General features: G+C 58.7%; 16 protein-coding genes. 4 read left to right on the top strand and 12 right to left on the bottom strand.

Annotated features, from left to right (window positions below; all coding sequences use genetic code 11):
- Positions 1–62 precede the first annotated feature (62 nt).
- From M9Q49_RS23085 to M9Q49_RS23060, 6 genes are all read right to left on the bottom strand, one after another.
- Positions 63–407, bottom strand: coding sequence for a DUF3467 domain-containing protein (locus M9Q49_RS23085; protein ID WP_254511288.1), 345 nt, complete (start codon positions 405–407; stop codon positions 63–65).
- 270 nt (positions 408–677) lie between these two features.
- The gene (locus tag M9Q49_RS23080) at positions 678–2,924 is read right to left on the bottom strand and encodes a biotin/lipoyl-binding protein (protein WP_254511286.1); all 2,247 of its coding nucleotides are present in this window, start codon (positions 2,922–2,924) and stop codon (positions 678–680) included.
- 47 nt (positions 2,925–2,971) lie between these two features.
- A complete protein-coding gene (locus M9Q49_RS23075) occupies positions 2,972–4,423 on the bottom strand; it encodes an efflux RND transporter periplasmic adaptor subunit (RefSeq protein ID WP_254511284.1) in 1,452 nt (483 codons plus the stop codon).
- 92 nt (positions 4,424–4,515) lie between these two features.
- Complete coding sequence (locus M9Q49_RS23070) at positions 4,516–6,561, bottom strand: GAF domain-containing protein (RefSeq protein WP_254511282.1); 2,046 nt, start codon at positions 6,559–6,561, stop codon at positions 4,516–4,518.
- A gap of 105 nt (positions 6,562–6,666) precedes the next feature.
- Positions 6,667–6,942: a hypothetical protein gene (locus M9Q49_RS23065; protein ID WP_254511280.1), complete on the bottom strand. Its 276-nt coding sequence runs from the start codon at positions 6,940–6,942 to the stop codon at positions 6,667–6,669.
- A gap of 23 nt (positions 6,943–6,965) precedes the next feature.
- A complete protein-coding gene (locus M9Q49_RS23060; RefSeq protein WP_254511278.1) occupies positions 6,966–8,939 on the bottom strand; it encodes a preprotein translocase subunit SecA in 1,974 nt (657 codons plus the stop codon).
- 720 nt (positions 8,940–9,659) lie between these two features.
- On the opposite strand from M9Q49_RS23060, the gene M9Q49_RS23055 reads away from it, so the two are divergent.
- Positions 9,660–10,901, top strand: coding sequence for a BBP7 family outer membrane beta-barrel protein (locus M9Q49_RS23055; protein ID WP_254511276.1), 1,242 nt, complete (start codon positions 9,660–9,662; stop codon positions 10,899–10,901).
- A 130-nt stretch (positions 10,902–11,031) separates the two neighbouring features.
- Here the strand turns inward: M9Q49_RS23055 and M9Q49_RS23050 are convergent, their stop codons facing one another.
- The 6 genes from M9Q49_RS23050 to waaF form a co-directional block, all read right to left on the bottom strand.
- The gene (locus M9Q49_RS23050) at positions 11,032–11,700 is read right to left on the bottom strand and encodes a transposase (RefSeq protein ID WP_254511274.1); all 669 of its coding nucleotides are present in this window, start codon (positions 11,698–11,700) and stop codon (positions 11,032–11,034) included.
- Between the two features lie 137 nt (positions 11,701–11,837).
- Complete coding sequence (locus tag M9Q49_RS23045) at positions 11,838–14,150, bottom strand: hypothetical protein (RefSeq protein WP_254511272.1); 2,313 nt, start codon at positions 14,148–14,150, stop codon at positions 11,838–11,840.
- Positions 14,151–14,201: 51 nt separating this feature from the next.
- Positions 14,202–17,021: a PQQ-dependent sugar dehydrogenase gene (locus tag M9Q49_RS23040; protein WP_254511271.1), complete on the bottom strand. Its 2,820-nt coding sequence runs from the start codon at positions 17,019–17,021 to the stop codon at positions 14,202–14,204.
- 189 nt (positions 17,022–17,210) lie between these two features.
- The gene (locus tag M9Q49_RS23035; protein WP_254511269.1) at positions 17,211–18,011 is read right to left on the bottom strand and encodes an alpha/beta hydrolase; all 801 of its coding nucleotides are present in this window, start codon (positions 18,009–18,011) and stop codon (positions 17,211–17,213) included.
- A 404-nt stretch (positions 18,012–18,415) separates the two neighbouring features.
- The gene (gene mdh, locus M9Q49_RS23030; protein WP_254511267.1) at positions 18,416–19,369 is read right to left on the bottom strand and encodes a malate dehydrogenase; all 954 of its coding nucleotides are present in this window, start codon (positions 19,367–19,369) and stop codon (positions 18,416–18,418) included.
- 140 nt (positions 19,370–19,509) lie between these two features.
- Positions 19,510–20,583, bottom strand: coding sequence for a lipopolysaccharide heptosyltransferase II (gene waaF, locus M9Q49_RS23025; RefSeq protein ID WP_254511265.1), 1,074 nt, complete (start codon positions 20,581–20,583; stop codon positions 19,510–19,512).
- 252 nt (positions 20,584–20,835) lie between these two features.
- Here waaF and M9Q49_RS23015 point away from each other — a divergent pair, with 252 nt between their 5' ends.
- From M9Q49_RS23015 to arfB, 3 genes are all read left to right on the top strand, one after another.
- The gene (locus M9Q49_RS23015) at positions 20,836–22,641 is read left to right on the top strand and encodes a SufS family cysteine desulfurase (RefSeq protein WP_449224118.1); all 1,806 of its coding nucleotides are present in this window, start codon (positions 20,836–20,838) and stop codon (positions 22,639–22,641) included.
- 318 nt (positions 22,642–22,959) lie between these two features.
- Positions 22,960–24,729 carry a hypothetical protein gene (locus tag M9Q49_RS23010; RefSeq protein ID WP_254511264.1) on the top strand — a complete coding sequence of 590 codons (1,770 nt, stop codon included), beginning with the start codon at positions 22,960–22,962 and terminating at the stop codon, positions 24,727–24,729.
- A gap of 161 nt (positions 24,730–24,890) precedes the next feature.
- Positions 24,891–25,313 (top strand): alternative ribosome rescue aminoacyl-tRNA hydrolase ArfB, encoded by a 423-nt coding sequence (gene arfB / locus M9Q49_RS23005; protein ID WP_254511262.1) that lies wholly within the window; start codon positions 24,891–24,893, stop codon positions 25,311–25,313.
- The last annotated feature ends 6 nt before the right edge of the window (positions 25,314–25,319 follow it).

Below are 25,319 nucleotides of genomic sequence, written 5' to 3'. Positions count from 1 at the left end.
AAACCCGTTGCAGTCTGGTTAGCAGACTGCACAGTCTGCGTATTCGCAGCGATGATGCTGGACTAGCGCAGGCCTGGCTTGAGCCGCTTTTGGATGTCCGTTTCCAGGACGCCGAAGACGGCTTCGTGACGTTGAACCGACAGCGACAGAGCGTGCAGCAGACGCTTGGCGGTGAAGTAGTTCACGATCACGCGTTGGGTCACCGGAATGGCCTTGGTCGGGATGCCGACCGGTTGCGGATTGAGACCGAAATCGATGATCAGCTCTTCCGGCGAACCGGTGACGCGGCAGAAGTTCGAGTAGGTCGCGGTGACGTGGCCGTCATCGACTTCGACCTGAACCATCTGCTGTTGAGCGGGGGCGGCGGCTTCTGGTGCTGCGCCTTCTGCGGTGTTCTCTGCGGACATTCTGTAAATCTCCCTAGCCACCCGAGGGCGGCAAACGATGCGTGGCTCCTTCAGTCGCCACAAACAAGAACCAACGACGAGAACGGCATGGATGTCAGCATTGTGAAGGCAACACTGTTTGAAAACATCCGGCCGATAAATACACAAAATCTTGAGTCAGTGTGACGCAGTTTCAGCAGAGTAAGTTCCTTCAATTGCCGAAACTGGCACCCCAACCGGTCTACAAATCTAGTTCACAGTTTTCCGCCTAGTCGTCCTGGGGGCGAAGTTTTATAAATCAAAGTGGAAAGTTTTGGCCACATAGCGGTAAATGCGGCGGGCAATCGGCTGCCAACCGGTGTAAATCCGGCCTTGTCCTTGCATTCCCACCTGCACCATACCGGTCGAAGCGCCGAGCGGAGCTCGCACCGGATATGACGAGCTTAACGGCCGGGTCATGCCGCTCGGGTCGGTCACCGTTTCCAGGCGGCCACCCTTGGCGGTCGACAGGGCTGGATTGACGGCTTCCATTTCGTCGGTGCCGATTTCGGCGACGTGCGAATTGATGGCCGTGTGCGTTTGCGAATCGAGCAGCAAGCGCACTTTGTGAGCGGCTTCGCCGGAGTGAACCAGGTCGATGTAGGCCTGGTCGACGATCATCACTGCTTCGAGTTCCTTGGGATCGCCGATCTGGCAGATCAGATCAGTCGGCATGAGCGGCGCGCCGATGTTCTTCTGCATGAAGGGATTACCCGTCCACGACGCCAACCGATCTTTCGATTCGCCTGGCTTGGCTTCGCGAGTCGGCGGCGGAATGACCATGCCATCGCGCGGAGCGCGGACCAACAAGCGATCGTATTCCTTCTGCTTCTCAGCGTATTGCTTTTTGGACGAGGCCAGCACTTCTTCGGCCGTTTCGAGTTGATCGACGGCTGCCTGATCGGTGAAGCGGAGCAAGTACAAGTTGTCGCGAGCCTGTTGGGCGCCCAGGAAGCGACCCTTGAGTCGTTCGAGCTCGAGCTCCAGGTCAGGATTCACGAGCCGCAATAGCTTGTCGTCCTTTTTCACGTAATCGCCCGGCTTGACGAAGATCTCGGCAATGTTGCCGGGCTCCGACGAGAAGACCTGGGCCGAGTTCTGGGCCTGCACCTCAAACGGGCTGTAGACCGAGTACGGCAGCGGCACAAGGAAGATGGCCGCCGCGACCGCGACCAACACACAGGCCGTCGCGATCATGCGTTCTTTTTTCACTTTGTGCATCCTTCCGGGCGTATAGAAAAACTTACCGAGTTCCCACACTGGCTGAACCACCAGGCCGACAAAGCCCGAGAGGGCAATCATCTGGCCGATGATCTTCAAACCGTAGGGCTCGAACACTTTGTTGAGGAAAAACAGAATCGAGAACACCACGACCCAGCGATAAGCGGCCGAGGCAACGGTATACAAACCAAAGATCCACTTATTGCCCTGCGGCAGGAACGGGTTCTCGGGCTGCTCGATGCCCATGCAGAGATCGATCGTGAACCGCTTCAGCACTTCCTTGGCTTTTTGCTGCAGGTTCGGAATTTCGAGCAAGTCCATCAGGATGTAATAACCGTCAAACCGCAGCAGCGGATTGCCGTTGAACATCACCGTACTGACCGAGCAGATAAACATCACACTCAAGCAGACGTGATTCAATAAGCCCGGTGAACTAAACCACCAAATGAATGTCGCGAGTGAGGCTAAAACCAACTCGACGTACATACCGGCAGCACCAATCGCTGCGCGGGCCCATTTGTTGGGCAGCATCCAGCTATCGGAAACGTTGCAATACAAGGCCGGCGTAAAGACCAGCAGCATTGCCCCGAGTTCGTGACATTCACCGCCGAAGTGTTTGCACGACAGGCCGTGGCCAAACTCGTGCAAGACTTTCACTGTGCCCATCACAATGGCGAGAATGAACCAGTTGCGGGGGCCGAAGAATTCATGAAACGCCGGTAACCGCGCCGTGAATTGATCGAACTGCACCACCACCAGCGAAAGAGCCGCGAGGCCGATGCACAGGTTGATGAACAGCGCGGTCCAGGTGAAAAACCACCAGGTGTAACCGTACAGCCAGTTGAGAAAGTTTTCCGGATCGACACCGCGAAACCGCAGCGCGAACACGTTCGCCAACTTGCCCATCAGCTCGCGATGCTTTTTCTCATCGCGACGTTGCTTGAGCGCTTTGCCCTGACCGGGCGACTCGCTGATCACCAGGCCGCTGCGGTGCAGCATGCCGACGAATTGCAGCAAGTCGGTGTACGTAATCTTTTGCGGAGCATATTGCGACTCGAACTGCTCCTTGATCGACTCCAGGCTCGTCATGCCGTCGAGCATGCAAAGAATTGCATACTCTTCTTCGTGAAAGCGGAAGTAGTTGAGCCCGACCGGTTCCTTCACGACCCAGAACGCCTGGCCGCGGTAGCGATGCCGCCGCGCTTGCAGGTCGGGCCGCATGCGCAGCAGCAACGGTCGCGACGTGCTGCTGACTAAGCTTTCTGCAAGAGTGGCCATTTAGTAGTTCTGAGTTTGAAGTTCTTAGTTCTGAGACAGGACCAGCGTTACCGAGGTTGAGTCGGGCGCGGGGCTGGGTTGGCTCGGGGAGCCGTGGTGTTGTTGGGTTGAGTAGCAGGACGAGCGGCTGGCATTGGCGCGGCGGCTTGAGTAACCGGCGTGGCCATTGGGCGAACTGCCGGGGCCGATGTCACTGGCGTGGCGGCAGGGGCCATCGGTGTTGCCATGGGAGTGGCAGCGGGAGCCATCGGTGTTGCCATGGGAGTGGCAGCGGGAGCCATCGGTGCAGCAGCAGGTGTCATCGGCGCTGCAGGAGCCGGCATTTCATCGACGACGGGCTTCAGTGTTTCCACGGCGGGAGTTTCGGTTGCCGGGGCTTCGCTGCGGGCACCGCCAAAGCCGTTGAGCGCCGGGGCCGCTTCGGCGGCGGCTGCTGGCAACTTGGCGGCGAGCGTGTTGATGGTCATTTCAGCCGAGGCACCCGGCTGAATGACGAAGTTGCCGTCGACAAATTGGTTTTCGACTTCGGCCCAGATGCGGTACTGGCGATTGCGGCCCGAGCCTTCGATGATCGGGCTGACGAAATCGACGCGGCCATTGACCGTCGTTTCTTTTTCGCCTGGCAACTTCACCGTGACGCTGACCGGCTTACCTTCGATGTCGTTGCGGCCTGCTTCGGCAGCGTAGACGAAACCTTCGACGCGGACCTTGTCGAGGCGGACGAGGCGGAAGACCGGGTCACCAGGCTGAACCCATTCACCCATGTGCTTGTAGACTTCGACGATTTGACCTTGAATCGGCGCTTCGATCTTCTTCTTCGAGAGCTCGATGTCGGTCGCGTCGAGCTGAGCTTTCTTCATCTTCGAAGTCAGGCCGGCGACGAGGTTGTCCGTTTCGGCAACTTGAATCTGAGCCCAAGCTCGCTGAGCTTGAAATTCGGCCCGGCGATACTCTTGGATTGAGATAGCGCCTGGATTCTTTGCGCGAATATCCTTAGCTTGTTCCCATTCAGCGTTGGCGACTTCGTAGCCCTTCTTGGCGGCTTCGATTTCGGCTTTGCTGTTGTACTGAGCGAGCGATGCGTCGTATTCGCCCTGTGCGATTCGCTGTTTGGCGAGCGTGTCGCGGCTATCGATTTCGCCGAGCACGAAATCAACGTTCACAAGTTCGCCACCCTTCACGTTTCGCTTGGTCAACGTGCCGGCGTCGCGAGCAGGAACCTTCACGTCATCGATCGCAGTGACGAGTGCGTGCGGCACCATCACCATGCCGCGCTGGGCGGGGCGAGCGGCATTGTTCGGGGCGTAACTGCCTGGTGCAGCACTCCCCGGCACTGGGCTGGCAGGACCAGGAAACACGGGAGCGGGCGCGGCGGCTGGAGGAACGCTCAAGCCAGGATTCAATCGCGGCGCGTTCGGCTGTTGGCCGATCGCGGGGACGATCCAACCCAAGGCGACAACACCTGCGGCACCGGCGAGATATTTCGGAAAACGTTTCATGACAAGGAGTCCTTATTCCTGAAGGGTTTCAGTCCGTTGAAATCGAAATTCGAATGTGCGAAGACGAGAAAACAGTGAAGGGACGCAGCGAACTACATGAAGAAGACGTTGGCTTGCAGCCATTCCCAGGCTTCGTGCAGCTTGGCCCAACCGAGAACGGTCGTGCCGCAGTTGACGTTGGCTTTCACGCTGGCACCCGGGCGAGCGGTCAAGCTCAGGTCGTCCTTGGTGGCCACGCGAATGCGAACCATGTGACCTTGTTGTTCGTGCGGTTCGGCGGTCCAGTGAATTTCCTGTACCTCGCCGTGGTACTGCGTGCCAGGCTGCGTCATGAGGACGAAGCTGACGGGCAGATTCGTGGGCAGGCCCTTGGCCCGGAGTTGTTCTTGCCGGCGGATGATGTGGTTCACGCGGCGTTCGGGCATGAAGAGCTCGATTTCCCACTTCGTTTCGGCGGGAGCGAGCGTCATGAGGACTTGTCCGGTTTCGACAGGTCGATTTTCGAGTTGGCGGCGAACATCCCAAGTGATGACCTTGCCATCTTTGGGAGCAACCACGGTCAACTTGTCCTGCCGGTGACGGAGCAAAGCTTGTTGCGATTCGAGGCTCGCAATTTCTTCACGCACCGAGTTCACGTCGGCGGAATCACGGGCTCGGTCTTGGGGTGTGCTGCGGCTCGTATCGGTCAAGCGTTGGCGAATGGCATTGAGCTGTTCGCGTTTGGCGCCGAGTTCGCCTTCGACTCGCTTTGTTTCCAATTCCAGTTCGTCACTGCGGAGCTGCACCAGCACGTCGCCCGCTTTGACGATCTGGTTGTTGCCGACATTGACGTTATTGACCACCGTCCGTTCCGGCACGAACACAACCACTGGATCGATGGGCTGCACAGCGCCTGTGGCGGACATATCGAAGCCCCACGGAACCACGCAGAGCGCGATGAGCACGGCCAGAATGCCGCCGCCGATGGTGAGCGTGCGCGGCAAGTTGCGAGCTTGCACCATCACCTGCGAATGGCCGATCGCGCGCCAGACAGGCATCAGGAACAGCGTGTTGTATTCGATCGAGTTCGCCAGGGCGCGAGCACTGTGCTCGAAGACCAGGTCGAGCTTGGGATCGAGAACTTCGCGGGGAATTTCGCTTTCGATTTGCTCGACGATCAGCACGCCGATGATTTCGCCCAGCTGTTGCGTGTCGGCGCCGGTCACGGTCGTGCGGCCGGTGTCAACCATTTGCGGCTTGCGGAGGGGCAGGACGCAGAGTGACTTGGTGTAGGAGTGGTCGACGTATTCTTCGAGAGCTTCCTCGATCTGCGGCGGCATGTCCTCGGTCGAGCCCATGTACCACAGCGGTTCGCCCGACGCAGCGACGCGACTCGCCAACTTGCCGAGCATCGTCATTACGTTCGAGCGGTTGTCGACGGTGTCTTGTCCGCTGACGGCTTCCACTTCGCAGCGGCCAGCCCGCTTGATGGCGACGCTGACGCGGTCGACGCCCAGGAGCCGGCGACCTTCGTTGACGATGGTGTAGCAGGTCTCGCGCAGGTCGAGCGATTCATGCACGCCACGGCTGAACTGATCGGCATCGGCCCACAACGAGTGTTTGTCGGTGAGCTGACCGAGCTTGCGGTTCTTGAACCACTCGGAAGCCACTTCGCACATCTGCTGCAGGAAGCGGAGGTAACCCTTCTGCGTGGCTGGCTGAGCATCGGGCCGTTGGAAGATTTCGATGAGCCCTTCGACGATGCCGTCGTGACCCAGCGGATGAACCACCATCAGCTGCCGCGTGGGATTGCCGCCGAGGCGTTCATCGCCGGCGCTCGATAGCGGCGGAATGAGCTGACCTTGGTTGGTGTTGGCGATGTATTCGAGCAACTTGCCGTGCTTGCTGGCGTCGTCGCTTTCGGTTTCGAGCAGCGTAGGGCTGATGTTGACCTGATAGGCCAGCTTCGGCTTTTTCCCTTCGCCGAGAATCCAGATAGCGCCGCCGATGGCAGCCAACGCTTGAATGACCCGCTGCAGGAACGCTGAGTAATACTCCTCGTCCGTCAGGTCGCTCTTCGACAGCTGCTGAATTTCACCCACCAAGCCGCGGATCTGCTGCTTGGTTTTTTCGATGGTGTCAGAGTTCACTTGTGACATGCGAGCATCGTTTCTGACAGAGGTCGGCGGACGATAAGTAGCTGTGCGACACAGGCGGTCGTGACGCAGCGATGCAATTCAATGTAAAGGTGGTCAATCAGCGGCTCAATGTTTTTGACGGCGATGTTCGGCATTCAATGCGAAACGTTCGTCGGCTTGAACGGTTGAGCAAGGTGTATCGATTGTTGAACGTTTGTGTGAACAAATCTTGTCGCAGCAAAGTCGCTCTTTTCTGGCAGTGCATTTGAGCGGCGGCAGGTTGTTTGCAAACAGCGTGCCTAGGGTGATTGGCGTCACCCATGCGGGTGAAAAGGGCGTTTTGCGTGCAATGCGAGTTGTTGGTTGTTGATCCAGGGCAACGTGGTTGCGTTTGGGCGACATTCACGCGAGTCGGGTGATGACGATTAGTCCGGTGTATCCAAGTAGGGGTCCTGTCCCATTTCCTGCTGCATCTTCTTTCGTTCTTTCTCGTGGTAGAGGAGCACGAAGCGATCGCGCAGGTGACGACGTTCCACTTTCTGCTGAGCGCGCTGCAACAGGCGGAGGTATTTCTGCGGGTTGGCAGAATCTTTTTCGCCGAGGGCGATCATCTTTTCGGCGGTCGCCGGGCCGAAGCCGGTGCGGAGAACGTCGTCGTCGAGCGACATGTATTGTTGAACGGTGCCGGGGTCCCCTTGGCGGCCGCAGCGGCCCATCAGCTGGCGATCGATGCGCGCCGAGTCGTGCAACTCGGTGCAGATCACATGCAAGCCGCCGGCGGCTTTGACGTCGGGAGTGAGTTTGATGTCGGTACCGCGGCCGGCCATGTTCGTAGCGACCGTCACTTTGCCGGGCTCGCCCGCTTTGGCCACGATTTCAGCTTCGAGCGCCACTTCGTGGGCGTTCAGAATCTGATGAGGAATGCCTTTGTCGGTGAGCAACTTCGCGAGGAGCACCGACTTGTCGATCGAGCGCGTGCCGACCAGCACGGGGCGGCCTTTCAGGTACTGTTCGCGGACGTCTTCGGCGATGGCTTTCCACTTGAGATCGGAAGTTCCATACACGCGGTCGGGAAGATGCTTGCGCTGCACCGGGCGATTGGTCGGTACGGGAATGACCCGCATCTTGTAGACCTTCTTGAACTCGTTCGACGCCGAACGGGCTGTACCCGTCATGCCGGCGATGTGCTTGTAGCGGAGGAAGAGATCCTGCACCGTGATCCGCGCCGCCTGGCCGGTCGGGACGCTGACTTCGATCTTCTCTTTGGCTTCGATGGCCTGGTGAATGCCGTCACGCCACTTACGCCCTTCGGCCAAACGGCCAGTGTTTTCGTCGACGATGACGATTTCGCCTTCTTTCACCACGTACTGGCGGTCGAGAAGAAAATCGCGATCGACTTTGATGGCCCGTTCCACATATTGATACAAATCGATCAAGCCCACGCCGCGGAGAATCTCCGGCTTGGGAAGTGAACGAACGAGTTGCCGACCTTCGGTCGTGAGCTCGATCTTCTTTTCGTCGTGCTCGTATTCGTAGTGTTCGTCTTCGCGGAAACTGGTGACGACATCAGCCGACCAGCGATAGAGCGTGACGATTCGCTCGATGGCTTTGTCGCCCAGCGAGCCAATGATCAAGGGCGTACGAGCATCGTCGATCAAGATGCTGTCGGCTTCGTCGACCAGACAGAAGTGATGCTCGCGCTGCACCGGCATTTCGCCGCCGGGTTCCATGCGGGCTGAGGTGAGTTGATTCAGCAGATTGGCCTGGGCCATGCCCATCCGCCGCAGCAGCAAGCGGTCGCGGAGAAAGTCGAAGCCAAATTCCTTGGCCGTGCCGTAAGTGATGTCGCAGGCGTAGTTCTTCCGCCGCGTGTCTTGGTTGTCAGGCGTGAGGATCACACCGGTGGAAAAGCCCAGCATTTCGTACACGGGCTTCATGATCCCGGCATCGCGCTCGGCAAGGTAATCGTTGACTGTGGCAACGTGCGATCCCTTGCCGATCAGGGCATGCAAATAAGTGGGGAGCGTTGCGGTGAGCGTTTTTCCTTCGCCCGTTTCCATTTCGGCAATGCAGCCGTAGAACAGGGCCATGCCGCCGATCATTTGCACATCGTAATGGCGCTGCGAAATCGCGCGCTTGGCCGCTTCGCGGACGAGTGCATAACCTTCGGGAACCAGGCTACCAAGTGACTCGCCCGATTTGGCGCGATAGCGAAGCGCCAGGCTCCGCTTGCGCAGGTCGCGGTTATCTTCCGCGGCCAGGATCGGTTCAAAGGCGTTGATCTGCTGTAACTGTCCGCCCCACTGGGCGAGCCGGCGCTTGATAGGCCCGCCAATCCAAGAAAGGACCTGTGCCTGCCAGCCTTGCGGAATTCCATTGACGGCAGTCGGCGTGGTCATAGGCGCTTGGAGATGAGAGGACAGAGTCGAATGTGAGACAGAAAAGAGACACAACCCGCAACTCTACAACCGGTTCGCTGATCCGTCAGTCAATGTCCGCTCATCCAGGAGCAACCATTCCACTTGGACGCACAGACCGCCAGCAAATTCCCATTTTTCGGCGCAATTTGCACAAAAGCAACGAAATCGATTTGCTACAAACGTGCTGTAATTCACTGCCATAATCCCCTGCTTGCGCAGCGGATTCGCAGTGGCGGCACAATCCATTCACTTACATCGACCGTCACTGCCTGCTCAAAATGGCAAGCCGATCGCGGTCTGCTTCTGCTAAGCACGCCTCGGGCCAAATGTCCAGTTCGGCCGCATGAAGATTTGCTGCCGGCGCATTTCTACGCAGTTGACGGCAGCTAAGTTCGCCCGTCGTCGAGCCTTACAAGTGATGGGCCAAAATTGTCGCTAGCAGCGGCACAACCGGGATTTCCGGCAGTTTTTGCTCATTCGATACAACCAGCCAAACCGAAATGTTAGGTGACGGAGGAAGTGCGCTGCCGTATTGGCATGCTGTTCCGACGTTCGTCGACTCATCGATTCAATCTGATAAGTCAGGCAAACTTTGACGCGCAGTCAAACTTGTCTGCATTGTCTGTATCTGCCGGTCGATTCGATGGTAGCGATTGTGCGTGCGATCTGTGCGCGTCCTACTTCAGGGATGAACTGTCAATGAAGACTAATCTTCGCCTCGTCGGTGCCTGTCTGGCTTTGCTCCTGTTGACCGCGACGCAAGTGCCGGCCCAAGAGGTTCGCCAAGCGATGGCCGACACCTTTGACGTGCTCCGTCAAGCGACCTGGTGGAACGACTGGGATGGCTCGTTCAACGAAGCGCCCGCCGAAGACAACTGGTGCGGCGAAGATGGCTGCGGCTGTTGCAACGAATGCAAGCCAATCGATGCCTGGGCTCAACTCGAGTACTTGATGTGGTGGGGCAAAGGCTCCTTTACTCCGGCGCTCGTCACCACCAGCTCACAAGCCGACGCTGGTGTGCTGGGTCGGCCGACAACGCAAATCCTCTTTGGCAACGAAACGCTCGGCGACGAGATTCAATCCGGCGTTCGCTTGAACGCGGGCGTGTGGCTCGATGCCAGTCACAACGTGGGGCTGGGTGTGCGCACCTTTGGCCTCGAAGGTGACTCTGCCAATTTCTTCGCCACTTCGACCGGTGATCCCGTGTTGGCCCGGCCGTATTTCAATGCCCTCATCTTGGACGAAGATGCCCGAGCGGTCGCCTTGACCGGTGTGGCCGAAGGTAGCATCCGCGCCGGCTACAATTCGTCGTTCGGCGGGACCGATGTCTACACTCGCATCATGATGGAACGTTGCCGGATCAACCGCGTCGATCTCGTGGGCGGCTACTCCTACTTCCGCCTGGCCGATACGCTGGCGGTTCGCAGCATTACCACGGCCCGCGACGTGGTCAACGACGGCACGGTCTTCGATGTTCGCGATAACTTCTCGACGTCGAACGTTTTCCACGGCGGTATGCTCGGCCTTACCGGCAGCAAAGCCCGTGGCCGTTGGTCGCTCGATTGGCTCACCAAGGTTTCGCTTGGTTCTAGCTCGCAACGCGTGAGAATCTCGGGCTCGACGGTCACCACCCCGCTCGCCGGCGTGCCTACGACCAGCCAGAGTGGCTTCCTGGCCCAGCCGAGCAACATCGGCGTCTACGAGCAAAATCAGTTTGTCGTGATTCCGGAGCTGACTGCCAACGTCAACTATCACATGAACAGCAACTGGAGCGTGGGCATCGGTTACAACCTGATCTGGATGTCGTCTGCCGCCACCGCCGGCCCGCAGATCGACCGCTCGATCGACACCTTGCAAATCATTCCCCGCCCAGCCTTCAACTTCAACACCGACGATTACTGGGTGATGGGTATGAACTTCTCCTTGAAGGCTGAGTACTAAACCGCTCTACCGTAGGACGGACCATTGGTCCGTCCTCGTGGGTCGCGAAGTCTTCGCCTACTTCGATTTGCCAAAAAAGTCATTCGTTGCTTCTTGGACGGACCAATGGTCCGGTCCTACGGCCGGCACCTTAGTCCAAGAAATTCCAACCGCAGTTGCGCCATTCTTTGCGGACGTAGCGAAGGCAGACATCGGGGGCTATTCCCGCTCGTGCTGCATTGCCACCGATGTATTGCAAGCATCGATAGAGATGCTCTTCATCGCGCACGATTCGGTCAAACGATTCTTCCTGCCAAAAAGCCCCCGTGGTCTCCTGCTGTTTGTGAATGGCGAGTGTGGAAAATGTTTTCCAGCCTTGAACGAGTCTCTCTAAGGGAAACTCGGCATCAGAGTAGGGCCTTGCCAACACGTGAACGTGGTTGGGCATGACCACAAACGCCCCGAGTTCGAATTGCTTACCATCCTGATGAAGTAGGCAACGCTCCACTTCGGTTGCTGCCCAGCGCTCGCGCAGCATGCAGCTGCCGTGACCTTCGTCGAGCCAATTCTCGATACCCACCAGAACCTGCCGAGCGAAGTTCTCTTCGGATTTTTTGAACTCGTTGCTGCGGTGCTTCAGTTCTCGCTGACTCGACGCAAGCTCATTCAACTTGTTCTGTGGCAGCGAATCGGCGAGGCGGAACGTAACAAAGTACGTTACTCCTTCTTGCCGCCAATGCGGCAAATGCCGGCGATAGAACCGCATCGGCTTCTGCTCGTCAAAGCCAATGAAACCAGGTGGCGCCGGCAGGTTCCACATTTTGTTTCTCACGTGTCAGCCGTAGGACGGACCATTGGTCCGTCCCCGTGGGGCGTGACGCTTCAGTCTATGTAAATCTTTGGATCGAAGTCTTCTACCGCTTCCTGGACGGACCAATGGTCCGGTCCTACGTACGGTCACCGGACCAACATCCAGTCCAACTTCGCGCCGGCTGGCGCGGCTTGCGAAAAGGTGACGGTGAAACCTTCTGCCGTTTTGTTCGAAACGGCGCGTTCGGTGAGCCAGCTCAATTCGAGGAACACCGCGTAGTCGGCGTCCGCCTCGGGCCGAGGAAACTTCACTTCAAACGTCTTGGCGTTTTCCGTCGGCGAAAGATTCTTGCCGCGGAGATTCTTGGCGGCCTTCTCGTCGCCTGACAATCCGGCCACGCCCGACACGCTGCCACCGGTGTTCAAGCCGCCACCCTGCAGTTGGAATTCACCGTCGTCGCGGCTCACCGTGAGCGATGCCGTTTTCGGCACGGGCTTCGGATCCATCGGGCGAGCATTGCCCGTCGAGGCCTGGCCGGCGTTTACTTCCTCGGCCTTCATGCCGTATTGCCATTTGATCGGCTGTTCGCGATTGGGCTGTTGGAACAGCAACGCCGCGTTGGCAAAATCGGCTTTGAAGTTCAAGCCAACCGTCGCCGCTGAGTTCATCACAATGATGTTGTCCCATGCCGGTTTCGGCTCGTGACGCTTAGCGATGTCGTCGAGATTGGCAGGACCGCCGGCAACGCTGATGACCGAGTAGCGCGACACAGCGCCATGGTTGGCCGCGTCGAGCACCGCGGCCGGATATTGACCGGGCACGTCTTCCCACATCCAAACGCGCATCGCTTCCGGCTTGAACGGATCTGGCCCGATCGCCTGCTCGAGCTTGTCACCCTTCTCAAAGGTATTGCCATTCGTCGCATCGGCAAACGGCGCGATGCCCAGCGTTCGTTGCCCACCGCGATCGCCACCGGCCAGCGCGCGAGCGACGTCATTCACATAAGTTCCCGGCGCAATGATGTAGGACAACGGCTTTTCATGACCATCCCAGGTGTAGTTGTCGTTGCGATAGAGCGTCGGACTGCCGGCGCTTTTGGCCCCCCACCAGAAACGCTGAATCTCGATCTCCTTGTGTCCTTCCGGCGACTGGTTGAACTTTGTAATCATGTACCAGCGGTAATTTCCCTTGGGCGTCTTCTCGCTCTTCTCATCAACGGCGAAGAAGCGGCCAACAACGCTCGCGTCCCACGGCACGTCCTTGTCGCCGCGAATCAAACCGCCGAACTTTCGCTCGGTGGCGTTGGTGATCGGATTCTTGGTGAGCTCGGTTGCGTAGTTCTTTCCTTCGAAGATCGACATCTGCGGATCGGGCTGATCAAACTCGGAGCGACCCGGCACGATCAGCACCTTGCCGGCGGTGATGTGCTTCGCTGGATTGAGATTGATGAGCGGCCGGCTGTTGCCGAGCGATTCCACGTTGTTCGCGCTGTTGGCGAAGACGAGCTTGTTCGCCGCAGCATCGTAGCTGTCGACCGTGCTGCGAAAATTGTTGTCCATGCTGCGAATGAACGCCGCATAGCAGTTACCGTTCTCGTCACCCGCTGCCGAGTGGACGTTGCTCATGTAATTGAAATCGCAGTAATAGATGTAGGTGTCGCCGTGGGCGTATTGATTGCGAATGACCTTTACGTCGTAGGTCTGGTTGTCGGCATTGCTGGTCTGCGTCATGTGCAGGATGCCGGTGTTGCTCTTGTTTTGCGCGATCGCGCCGGCTTTGTGATCCTGACTCGTGTCGGCAGTGAAATAGTGCATTTGCTTCTCTGCATCCCAACCGAGCGTTTTGATGCAGGCCCGCGTCACGCCACCGCCGTAACCAGAATGGCCATGTACGTTGATGAACTGCCCGGGCGAGAGACCACGAATCGTTGGCACGTAGAACTTCGCGTCGTTACCCTTCGCGGTATCGGCCTGGATCCAATCGAGATAACTGATCGAGCCGTAAATCAATTTGCTGTCGAGTTGCACCATCGAATGCGTGCCCCAGTGCGGCGCGCTGTCTCCTTCGTCGAGTCGCAACTGCCGTTCGATTCGCAGGCCGGTGAACGGCGGTACGTGGACGACCGTTTGTTTTTCGTTTTGCGTAACCACCGTCACGCCAGGCCCTTCGCGCCATTGCTTGGTTTCGGCGGGCGAAGCGGGTGTACGAATCAAACCCTGCAGCGACTTCGGCTGCTTGATCTGGTTCCAGGCGTCAGCGGGAATCACGAGCAAACCACCGGTCGTGCGCAGCGCGTCGATCGCTTTGTTGTAAGTCTCTTGCGTTTCTTGCGGTTTGCCTGTGCTGCCGAACTCTTGCAAGGTGCGGCCGACGGTGGCGACTTTGTCCTGAGCACGAAGCAACGTGACCAGAGTAATGAGAAGAGCGAGACACGTGGCAGGGATGCGTAACGAGGACATCGGGCGTGGTCCAGAGAGGTGGGAAGTTTCAGCGCGACGGCTGAGAATGGGTCATTTCAACGACTGCAAATACTCCAAAAGATCGGCCACTTGTGGCGCAGTCATCTCCTGCAGCAGCAGTTCTGGCATGAGTGAACGTTGCTGCGTAACAGCTTGTTCAATCTCGCGATTCGGCACGGTCACTTCGTTGCCGTCGGCGGTTTTCAGCGTGGTGACAAGCACGGTCTTGCGCACCAGCAAACCGCTGATCACTCGGCCGTCGGTGGTTTCGATGAGGTGCGTTGCGTACTGCGGATCGATCGTCTTCGAAGGTTCCAAAATACTCTCGATCAATTTCGCGCGATCGAGCTTTTTGCCGACCTGCGTCAGATCGGGGCCGACGGCTTTGCCAATGTCGCCGATGCGATGGCAGTTGCGGCATTGGACGCCCTTGGAATTTGCGAAGAGGTCACGGCCGCGAACGGCGTCGCCTTTGAGCGCGAGAATATCGGCGGATTGAACGGAAGTGCCGAGGCGTTTGGCTCGTTTCTCTTCGGGGATGTAGCGTTCGAACAGGTCGCGAATGAGTGGATCCTGATGAGCGATGCCGGCGTCGATCAGGTTCTTGCTCACCGCTGGCTGTGAGATCACCTGCAGCGCTTGAACCGGCACGTTTAAATCGGGTGAGGTTGGCAGCGGCGGGGGGTTCGTGACGCCCTTTTCCGGCGGTAGCGAGGCAATCCAATCGTGGATCAGCTTCAGCCCCACAGTATCGACCACCTGCGACCCAAACTGCGGCATTCGTCCGTGACCAAGCTTCGCCATGCGGTAATACAGGACGCTGCGATAGGGATCGCCGGGCGTAACGACGTGCGCGGCGGGAAGATTGAAGGTTCCTTGCGTCGGCCTGGTGACGAGCCGCGTCTTGTCGAACGGGATCTCGTACTGCACATCGAACGACGCCGATCCGCCGCCGCCGCGGCGATGGCAGTGAGCACAGTTGATGTGCAGATAGGCACGCGCGCGTTGATCAAGCGTTTTGCTTTGATCGTCGATCGCAGGATACGTGTCGATCTTTTCCGGCGGCGGCTCGGCGAAGATTTCCAGGCTCGTCAGCGAAGAAAGATTCTTCAGCTGCGGATAGCGAAAGCCGTGGATCGAAGCAGCCCGTGTTGTGTGGCAGAGGATGCACTCCGTGCGGCTCGCATGATGCCAGGTTTGCTGCCGCTGGCCACCCTCGGCTTGAGCGTCTTTGATCGAAAAAGCCCGGTCACTGCTCACATCGGGTGCGAGCGTTGCGTCAGTTTGTTCGTCATTCCAGATGTAGTTGTAAGCTTTCCACGTATCGACATCGTAGTGCAGCACTTGCGTCTCCACTCGGCGACGCGACGAGGGCTTTCCCTTTTCGGTCTCCAGATAAATAGTCTTGGCGAGCACGCCGTCGGTGGGAAACTGAAACTCGCCTTTGATCAAACCGACTTGCACGTCAGTCTTCTCATAAGTCGTGAGTTGCGCGCCGCCAGGAAGCGCGACAAACCGTTTCGCCGTCGTGCCGTCAGCCCAAGGCTCAGCGTTGATCTCGTAGGGAATGACTCCGGTCGCCGGCATGTCGTTTTTTACGTCGGCAAAGAGCCCGGTCTCGCTGAGCTTCGTGGGAAAGTTTGCATTCTGATTGCGGCGGGGATTTTCTTTCAGCCGATGCAACGTGCCGCCGTAGTCGAGAATCAGCACGTCGCCGTTTTGATCGAGGCCAAAGCTGACGATGGCGAGCGTGGTGTCGACGAGCTCTTCCTTTTTTGTGACCGCTCCTTCGGCCCACTTCACGCCCCAGATTTTTCCCGTGACGTAGTCGCCATAGATATATGTATCGCGCAGCTCGGGCAATCGACCGGTCTGGGAGAAATAGCCGCCGGTGATGCTCCTCGCTTCCGTATGATCGTGCTCGACCGTCGGCGGCAAGATCGGCGATGGCCCGCGGGCACGCTCGCGATGAACGGGTTGTTTTCCTTCGGTGAGACTCCAGCCGTAGTTGCCGCCGCGCTCGACGCGGTAAATCATCTCCCACAACTCCCAGCCGACATCGCCAACCCACAGCGAGCCGTCGGCGGGATTGAAACACATTTTCCAGGGATTCCGCAGGCCATAGGCCCACACTTCACCGCGGGCTTTGGCCTGACCGACGAACGGGTTGTCGGCGGGAATGCGATAGAGCTTGTAGCCGTCGGTGCGATCGACGTCGATCCGCAAGATCGAAGCAAGCAGATCGCTGATATCCTGCCCCGTGTTATTGCCATCGGCGGGAAAACTCTCGCCGCCATCGCCGGTCGAAATATAGAGCATGCCGTCGGGGCCGAACTGCAAATGGCCGCCGTTATGGCCGCCACCGAGCCACGTGATGATGATCTGCTCGCTCGTGAGATCGATTGTCGGTGGATCGGCGTCGGTGACCTTGAACCGTGACACTCGCGTGCCCTGTGGCGTGCGGCCGTTGAGCACGTACGAGATGTAACAATAGCGCTGATCGGGAAACTTTGGATCGCCGAACTTGGGATGAAAGGCGATGCCGTACACGCGAAAGAACTGTGGATCGAGCTGCGTCACATCGGCAAACAATTCTGGCTGCAGATTTTCGTCGGCTGGTTTGTTCTCGAAGGTGTAGAGCTTCCCCTTTACCTCGATGACGAGCATTCGATTCGTGCCGGGGACGGCGACGAGCTCGCACGGTTCATTGAACGACAGCGAGGGGAAAATCCGTTCGCTCACAAACGGCGAAGGTGGCTGTGGACTGCCGGTGATCTTCGAGGTGGTCCAGTTTTTTGTCAGCGGCTGTTGGGCAACGATCGGCGCAGCGACGGCCAGGCAAATGGCGAGGGAGAGAAACGCGCGGCACATCGCAGCATTCCAAGGTGGGAAAGGTGGCGGGAGGCCTCACCATCTTACTAGAAGCGGAGAGCCGCAACGAGCAAACGAAAAAAGCCGTCGCGGGGCGACGGCTTTTCATTTGGTTGGAGATAATTTGCGTGGCTGCCGGAACTGCGCGGGGTACCGCTTGTTCCGGCCTACATCGTGCGACCTACGGTGTTAGTTCCAGTCTTCGCCGATGGGGGCGGGAGTTGGTTCACAGACGCAACCGGTAACGCGTTCCATCAACCACACGTCCATATCGTGCAACATTTGCGTGGTGACTTCGTCGCCGCACGGATATTGGCGAATGGCGGCGCTCATGCCAGCCGTGTGGAAGAGCTTGAGTTCTTCGCAGAGACGTTCAATCGGATAACGTTCCGAGTCGCGGCAGTGTGCGATGAACAGCGGCAAGCGACGAGCTGCGGCGAGCATCGACAGGGGCGATTGACCGCTGGGGAATGCACCGCCGATCGAGAGTGCGCCGGCGAAGCGTTCGGGATTGCGAAGGGCGAGCCGCGTGGCGAGCGTGCCACCCACGCCGTTGCCGGCGAGGAAGATGCGGTCGGCGTGAATGCGGAATTTGTTCGTGGCGAGTTCGAGGGCGTCGGCCAATTTATTTTCGGCAGCAACGATACCTTCGGCTGATTGCGACCAACCCGAACCGCGGCGGGCCCCCAACGATTCGCCGGCGATCGATACGCCGACATAATTTCGCACACTAATCAACGGCATGACACGTTGCAGGTCGCGAGCTTCGCCGCCGTCGTCGTGCAGCCAAACGAGCAGCGGATAGCTGTAGTTGGGTTCGTAGTGGAGTGGAGTGAAGGTTTGAATTTCAGTTTGCGTGTTCGCAGCGCCAGCTTGGGGCAGCCGCGAAATGGCTCGGGGCAGAGCCACCAGTTTTTGCTGCGAGTTCGCAGTTTGCTTTCGTTTCGAAGTGAAAGGAACCGGCGAGAGCAGACTGGTGAGGCGATTCATACCGTGCTCGGCAGTGGGCTGATGGGTCGGGAAAGAGCGACTAGCGCCTACGAACCGCCGCGGGAGGCGATTGCAGGAGGAGAGCGACTCGCCCAGTTGGCGAGCTGCGGAAAACGATGGAGTGGAGAAGGGCGAGACCAGCGATGAGTCGTGGTGCGAACAAGGCAGGTTCTCGCTAGGAAACCACAACGACAAGGAGACTCGATTGCCAGCAGAGCCATCGTAGCCGTGCTGGCAAAATCCTTATCCTGCTTGCAGTTATGCACTGCGTCAGGCATTGGCTGAGGCGTGTTTTAGGGGAAGTATTCGGGTCTGTCAACGCCATCGAGTGACGGCTGCGGACATTCCATCCTCGCGAGCCGTGTGTACTTGATATGTGTTGCTCGAATACTAGCCGAGAAACACTAGGAAGCCTTGCTCATCAGTTCGTTCATCGTGCCGACGAGCGACTTAACGGCGGCCACGCTGTGATCGAAGGCTTTCTTTTCTTCCGGATCGAGATCGAGTTCGATGATCTTCTCGACACCCTTGTCGCCGACAATTGCCGGCACACCGACGTAGAAACCGCCGACGCCGTATTCCTTATCGCAGTAGGCAGCGACCGGAATGATCCGCTTCTTGTCTTTGACAATGGCTTCGACCATTTGAGCGGTCGCAGCGGCCGGAGCGTAGTAAGCGCTGCCGGTCTTCAGCAAGCCGACGATTTCGGCGCCGCCGTCGCGAGCACGCTGCACAATCGCTTGCAGCTTGTCTTCGGCCAGCAGACGACGAATTGGAATGCCGCCGACGCTGGTGCAGCTCGGCATGGGAACCATCGTGTCGCCGTGACCACCCATGAGGAGCGCCGAGACGTCTTCCACGCTCACGCCCAGTTCCATGGCGAGGAAGGTGCGATAGCGGGCCGTATCGAGCACGCCGGCCTGGCCGAACACGCGGTTCGGCGGGAAGCCGGTCACTTGCAGGGCCCGTTGAACCATGGCGTCGAGCGGGTTGCTAACGACGATGACGATGGCGTTGGGGCTGGTCGCTTTCACTTGTTCGGCGACGAGACCGACGATCTTCGCATTCGTGGCCAAAAGATCGTCGCGGCTCATGCCCGGCTTGCGCGGAATGCCAGCCGTGATCACCACCACGTCGCTGTTCGCCGAATCGGCGTAGTCGCTGGTGCCGATGATCTTCGAGTCGAAACCGACGACCGGCGACGATTGCATCAGGTCGAGCGCTTTTCCCTTCGGCATGTCGCCGGCTTGGGGAATGTCGAGCAGGACAATGTCGCCGAGTTCCGCCGCGGCACACCAGTGAGCACAAGTGGCTCCCACATTTCCCGCACCGACAATGGTGATCTTCGCGCGACGCATTTTCGACTCCTGCTGAGTGATTCGATGAACCGGTTCGATGTACCAAAGCTCTCGAATATCCCCTTCCGCGCCGTAGCGTCAAGTGGGCGGGGGGCTTGAGGTTGCAGGCAGTCGCCATTCTGCGGTTAAGAATTAGCAAACTAAGCCGCGCAATTTTCGCGAATCGCGGCAACGCGACCCGTTGAAGTACTCAGCAACTGCTTCACGGCTCCCAGTACCATTCCTGCCGAAAGATCTTTCATGCAGCGATGATGCACGAGGGGGCAAACTTTTTTGCCGCAAGGAGCACAATCGAGCGACAGTTGCAGCTCGACCGAGTGCTGCTGATAATTGCGACTCCAGCGCGGATCGATCGGGCCGAAGAGCGTAACCGTCGGCGTATCCAGAGCCGAAGCGATGTGCCGAGGGCCGCTGTCGGTGGTGACGAGCAGCCGCGAACGGCGGATGATGGCTTTTGTCACGCCGAAGGAAACATCTTCGGCGGCGACACTCTTCACGCGCGGATGATTGGCCTGTGCGACGATGGTGGACGCTTCTTTTCGTTCATTCGGTCCGCAGAGCACCAGCACATGGTGATCGAGTTCCTCGGCCACTCGCCGCGCGAGCGCGACGCTTTGTTCCAGCGGCCAATGTTTCGTACTGCCGAAAGCGCCGCCGGTATTGAGCAAAATGACTTCGCGACCAGCCGGCAGATCAAGTCGTTCCCACTGCTCGTCGGCTGCTTGTTCGTCGGCGGGAAGGGTGGCGAGTTCGAGTTGTTTCGCTTCAATGTCGCAGCCGAAGGCTTCGGCCAGCTGCAAGTAATAGTCGACGGCTGAGATCGGCGCGAACTTGCCATTCACGCGCGGCGCGAGCAAGGCCTTCGTCAGAAAGAAACCACTGCCGCGGCGAGCATAGCCGATGTTCTGCCGCGCGCCGCTGAGCCAACCGATGCCAGCCGCGTAGGCGGAGTTGCGGAGGACGAACATCGCGTCGAGCTGTTCCGCACGCAGGGAGCGAACGAGTTGCCATGAACGGCCGAGCCAGCCGCGGCCGTTGTGTTCCCAGGGATGGAAGCGATCGACCAACGAAGTGCCGGCGAGCAGGGGCGTGAGGAACTTCCGACAAACGCCGACGATTTCGGCCTGCGGATGCTTGTCACGAATCGCCCGCAGCATGGGCGTGGCCATCACCAAATCGCCGACCCAGTTGGGGAGGATGACGCCAATTCGCATGATGGGCTGCCTGGGTGAACTACGATGGAATTTGGTCAAGGTCCCGTAGTTCGAAGCCATGCTTCGAACGAGGGCCGGCGAACTTACAGGGGTCAGTCACTTGTCCGAAGCATGGCTTCGGACTACGTGGCCCTGTTTGATCCCAAAAAGTGTCCGCCCGTGTCAAGATCGAATGGTGAAGGTGCGGCGACTCGGCAAAGCAGGTTGCGGATATAATCGAGGATCACGCGATCTTTAGAAATGACACGAGCGATGACCGCCAAAACGACTCTTGACGAAATTCTTACTGAACTCGAAGACCTCGAGGGCCAGGAACGGCTGCAATATTTGATGGAACTCGGCGATGAGGTCCGCAACTTCCCCGTCGAGTGGCAGACCGAAGCCAACCGCGTGCTCGGGTGCATGTCGCAGGTTTGGCTCGTGCCGCAGGTCGCCGAGCAACCGGTCTATTCACACGAACCGACCAAATTGCAGTTCCAAGGTACGAGCGACGCCGCGCTGGTTCGCGGCCTCGTAGTATTTTTGCTCGCAGCCTATGACGACCACACGCCGCAGGAGATTCTGGATTATCCGATCGAGGAAACGCTCAAACGGGCCGGGCTGACGAACCTGATCGGCATGCAGCGAAGCAGCGGCCTGCGATCGATGATTGGACGAATTCGCGGCCTGGCAGAATTGGCTCAGCAGTCGCCGGCAGCGGTTTTGGAACCGCCGCATCCTTTGGTTGAGCCAGCGGAAACTTCGAATGCGCAGCCGGCCCTCTCCCCGACGTACCGAGGAGACGGAGTTAAAAGCGTCGTTGCCAAATCACAGCTCGTCGATCGTTCTCAGCTGCTCGATACCGACGTCATCCGCCGCGACTTTCCAATCCTGCAACGGAAGTTTGCGAATGGCTTGCCGCTGGTCTATCTCGACAACGGCGCATCGACGCAGCGACCCACGGCGGTGCTCGCCGCCATGCGACACGTCGAAGAGACTTGCTACAGCAATGTCCATCGCGGTGGGCACACGCTGGCGGCAGAAACTACCCAACTGTATGAACAGGCCCGTACGAGCGCTCAAACGCTACTCAATGCCCGCGCGCGGCAGGAGATCATTTTCACCAGCGGCACGACGGCGGGCATCAACCTTGTCGCACAAAGTTACGGCAGCGCGAATCTGCAAGCCGGCGACGAAATCCTGCTGACCGAAATGGAGCATCACTCCAATATCGTTCCCTGGCAGCAGATCGCGGCCCGCACCGGCGCGGTGATTCGCTGGATTCCCCTCGGCAGCGATTTTCAACTCGATCTCACTGCGGCGGAGAAGCTGTTCACGCCGCGGACGAAGATCGTCGCGGTAACGGCCATTTCGAATGTACTGGGAACGATGAATCCGCTCCGCGCGATCATCGCCCGCGCCCACGCTGTCGGCGCGGTGGTGCTGGTCGATGCGGCGCAAGCGGCGCCGCATGAAGTGCTCGATGTGCAGACGCTCGACTGCGACTTCCTCGCCTGCAGCGGTCACAAGATGCTCGGGCCGACGGGCATCGGTGTGCTTTACGGCAAGGAGCAGTTGCTGAACGCGATGCCGCCGTTCCTCGGCGGTGGCAGTATGATCGATCGGGTCACCCTCAACGGTTTTACTCCCGCGCCGCTGCCGCACAAGTTCGAAGCCGGCACGCCGCCGATTGTACAAGCCATCGGCCTGGGTGCGGCGATCGAGTACCTGCAAAAGATCGGCCTGCACAGCATCCGCGAACACGAGTTGCAACTGACTCGCTACGCGCACGAGCTGCTCGCGCCGATTCCTGGTTTGCGAATTTTGGGGCCGGCGCCAGAAGAGAAAGGTGGCTTGGTTACGTTCGAACTTGCCGGCGTGCATCCCGACGATTTGTCGCGACTGCTTGATGTGCAAGGGATTGCTGTTCGCGCGGGACATCACTGCGCGATGCCTCTGCACGAGCGCCTCGGCGTGTCGCACTCCTGCCGCGCGAGTTTCTATCTCTACAACACGCTCGAAGAAGTCGAGAGCCTGGCTCGCGAACTGACAGCGATTCAAAGACGCTTTGCGCGCTAACCGATCTGCGTGGCGTGATGGACTGGCTGCCAGAAGAGCGCGTTGCTTGATTACCGCACGCGGCCGAATGGCGACATTCTCGCCATTTCTTGAGCTTCCGTTATCTTTGGCTCAAGATCCGGACGCAATAAGTGCTGTTTATTAGCTGGTTTAGCGACATTCCAACTCTTTTCGATCAGAATAAGAGCTAGCGGCATGACGTTCGCAAATTAGTTTCCACGCGAACAAGAGCCCGACATTATGCAGGCTCACCTCGCGCGGCGGGCAAGTAGTAATTGCCTGACGACAAGTTTCTGGTTCGTCAGAAAGGGTTTTGAAATGAAGACTTATTGGCACATAGCAGCAGCAATGTTGCTGGCCGTCGTAATACCGCTGGAAGCGTCGGCCCAACGAGGTGGTGGTGGAGGCGGCGGTGGCGGTGGACGAGGTGGTGGCGGCGGAGGAGGATTCGGCGGCGGTGGGGGCGGTGGTGCTCGCGCCGGCGGCGGAGGCTTTAGTGGCGGCGGTGCCGCACGAGTAAGCGGTGGCGGTGGCGGAGGTGTGCGAGTCGGCGGCGGTGCTGCTGCTCCAGCACACGTGAGCGCTGCTCCACGAGCCAGCGCAACTGTTGCACCTCGTGTAAACGCAGGTGTCGGTGCATCGGCTGCTCCGCGGGCTGCCGCGACAGTTGCTCCTCGTGCAAATGTCACCGCAGCTCCACGAGCGGCGGCAACTGTTGCTCCGGGTGCCAATGCTGCAGTCACGCCTAGAATCAGTTCGAATGTCCCCGGTGCTGCAGTTCGCAGCAATGTGGGCGCCAATACGGCTGCGAACGTTCGGGCCAATGTTCCTGGCGTCGGCGCAGCTGCTGCGGTGCGACCAGGTGTTGGTGCGAACGTAGGTGCTGATACACGTGCTGCGTTGCGTCCGGTTGCACCTGGTGTGAATGCGAACACGGGTATCCGCGCTGGTGCGAATGTAGCCGGCAACGACATTCGGGCGAATGTAAATTCAGCTTTGAATGCGAATCGAATCAACTCGCCGATCCGCAGCAACATTCTGCCTGGAGTGAATGCTGGTACGAATGCCGCGGTGCGGGCTAATGTTCCGGGCGCTGCTCGCGTCGGTGTTGACGGCCGGACTCAAGTGAATAACTTCCTCAACGGTCAGGCGGGCGTGAATGCACGGGTTGGAAACAACCTGGCTGGTGCCAACCTCGCCGCGCGGAATGGTTTTCGGCCGTCTTGGTACAACAACGGCATTTATAACAACAGCCGTTTGAACTCAAACCTCGGCGGCATCATCGGTGCCTCGATCGGCCTCGGTGGTTACAACTATCTGGGCGCTCACGTCGGCCGCGGCAACTACTGGGGTGGTTACCACAACGGCGTGAATCGCTGGTGGGGTAACAACAACTATCCGTACTTCGGCAATCGCTGGTGGTCGGGTCGCTATGTGTATCGCCCCTACGGTTACTTCAACTACATCGGTTACCGCCCCTGGGGTTACTGGTGGGGCAACCCGGGTTGGGGTGGCGTGAATGGCTTCTATAGCGGTTACGGCTGGAACTCGCCTTACTACTACGACTACGGCTCGGGCGGCAATGTTGTCTATCGCGACAATAACGTCTACGTCGACGGTACGCAGGTTGGTACGGCCGAGGAATATGCTCAGTCGGCTGCGGCTCTGGCCGCGATCGACCCAAGCCAAGTCCCCAGCCAGAACGCCGAAGAATGGCTCGCCCTCGGTACCTTCGCGGTAGTCGAGACGGCTGATCCTGGCGAGACCGACAAGATCGAGCCTTCGCGGTTCATCCAGTTGGCCGTCGATAAGAAGGGTTTCGTGACTGGTACCTTCTTCAACAAGAAGACCGATGAGACACACTCTTTGAGCGGCAAGATCGATCAGAAGACGCAGCGTATGGCCTTCTCGATCGATGACAACAAGGACATCGTGTTTGAGACGGGTATCTACAACCTGACTCAAGATCAAACGCCGGTGCTGGTCCACCTGGGACCGGAAAAGACGCAGACGTTCGTGTTCGTGCGGCTTGAAAAGCCGGCCGACAATACGGACGCTGCCCGTGGTAAGGTCGATCAGCTCCCGTAGTTGATCGGCAAATAACGAGTGCCTTCTGCCCCGCGGCGTTGTGGGTTCGCCGCGGGGCTTTTTTATGCGCATGCGTAATTTTGTCAGCCCGGCATCTCGCTCTGGCCCGGCAGGGGTTGTAAGGTTGCAGATAGCAAAACCTTAACCCGTGAACTCAATCCATGGCCGATCTGCAAATCAGTTCCCGCATCTTGATTCCCGATAGCGAATTCCGCTTCACCTTTGCTCGCAGCAGCGGCCCCGGCGGCCAGAACGTCAATAAGGTCAGTAGCAAAGCGACCATGCATTGGGATGCGACGCAGTCCCCCTCGCTCCCCGACGATGTGAAGCGGCGCTTTCTCGACAAGTTTGCCAGCCGGATTACCACGCAGGGCGAGATCGTGATCATCAGCCAGGAATCGCGCGATCAGCCGAAGAATATTCAGCTCTGCCTCGACAAACTTCGCGGTATGATCCTAGAGATTCTCGTCCCGCCGAAGAAACGCCGACCGACGAAACCCACGAAGGGGTCGAAGGTGCGGCGGCTGAACGAGAAGAAAAGCAAGTCACAAACAAAAGCCAACCGGCGAACGAGTTGGGATTAGAATTCG

Origin of the sequence: Anatilimnocola floriformis, from assembly GCF_024256385.1 — a bacterium.
Classification (GTDB): domain Bacteria; phylum Planctomycetota; class Planctomycetia; order Pirellulales; family Pirellulaceae; genus Anatilimnocola; species Anatilimnocola floriformis.
The sequence above is the reverse complement of the archived record's forward strand: the minus strand, read 5'-3'. Positions and strand labels throughout refer to the sequence as shown.

Excerpts from the sequence above, each read along its gene's own strand:
- M9Q49_RS23085 (WP_254511288.1), bottom strand. The coding sequence starts at position 407 with ATGTCCGCAGAGAACACCGCAGAAGGCGCAGCACCAGAAGCCGCCGCC.
- M9Q49_RS23080 (WP_254511286.1), bottom strand. The coding sequence starts at position 2,924 with ATGGCCACTCTTGCAGAAAGCTTAGTCAGCAGCACGTCGCGACCGTTG.
- M9Q49_RS23075 (WP_254511284.1), bottom strand. The coding sequence starts at position 4,423 with ATGAAACGTTTTCCGAAATATCTCGCCGGTGCCGCAGGTGTTGTCGCC.
- M9Q49_RS23070 (WP_254511282.1), bottom strand. The coding sequence starts at position 6,561 with ATGTCACAAGTGAACTCTGACACCATCGAAAAAACCAAGCAGCAGATC.
- M9Q49_RS23065 (WP_254511280.1), bottom strand. The coding sequence starts at position 6,942 with ATGTCGCCCAAACGCAACCACGTTGCCCTGGATCAACAACCAACAACT.
- M9Q49_RS23060 (WP_254511278.1), bottom strand. The coding sequence starts at position 8,939 with ATGACCACGCCGACTGCCGTCAATGGAATTCCGCAAGGCTGGCAGGCA.
- M9Q49_RS23055 (WP_254511276.1), top strand. The coding sequence starts at position 9,660 with ATGAAGACTAATCTTCGCCTCGTCGGTGCCTGTCTGGCTTTGCTCCTG.
- M9Q49_RS23050 (WP_254511274.1), bottom strand. The coding sequence starts at position 11,700 with ATGTGGAACCTGCCGGCGCCACCTGGTTTCATTGGCTTTGACGAGCAG.
- M9Q49_RS23045 (WP_254511272.1), bottom strand. The coding sequence starts at position 14,150 with ATGTCCTCGTTACGCATCCCTGCCACGTGTCTCGCTCTTCTCATTACT.
- M9Q49_RS23040 (WP_254511271.1), bottom strand. The coding sequence starts at position 17,021 with ATGTGCCGCGCGTTTCTCTCCCTCGCCATTTGCCTGGCCGTCGCTGCG.
- M9Q49_RS23035 (WP_254511269.1), bottom strand. The coding sequence starts at position 18,011 with ATGAATCGCCTCACCAGTCTGCTCTCGCCGGTTCCTTTCACTTCGAAA.
- mdh (WP_254511267.1), bottom strand. The coding sequence starts at position 19,369 with ATGCGTCGCGCGAAGATCACCATTGTCGGTGCGGGAAATGTGGGAGCC.
- waaF (WP_254511265.1), bottom strand. The coding sequence starts at position 20,583 with ATGCGAATTGGCGTCATCCTCCCCAACTGGGTCGGCGATTTGGTGATG.
- M9Q49_RS23015 (WP_449224118.1), top strand. The coding sequence starts at position 20,836 with ATGACCGCCAAAACGACTCTTGACGAAATTCTTACTGAACTCGAAGAC.
- M9Q49_RS23010 (WP_254511264.1), top strand. The coding sequence starts at position 22,960 with ATGAAGACTTATTGGCACATAGCAGCAGCAATGTTGCTGGCCGTCGTA.
- arfB (WP_254511262.1), top strand. The coding sequence starts at position 24,891 with ATGGCCGATCTGCAAATCAGTTCCCGCATCTTGATTCCCGATAGCGAA.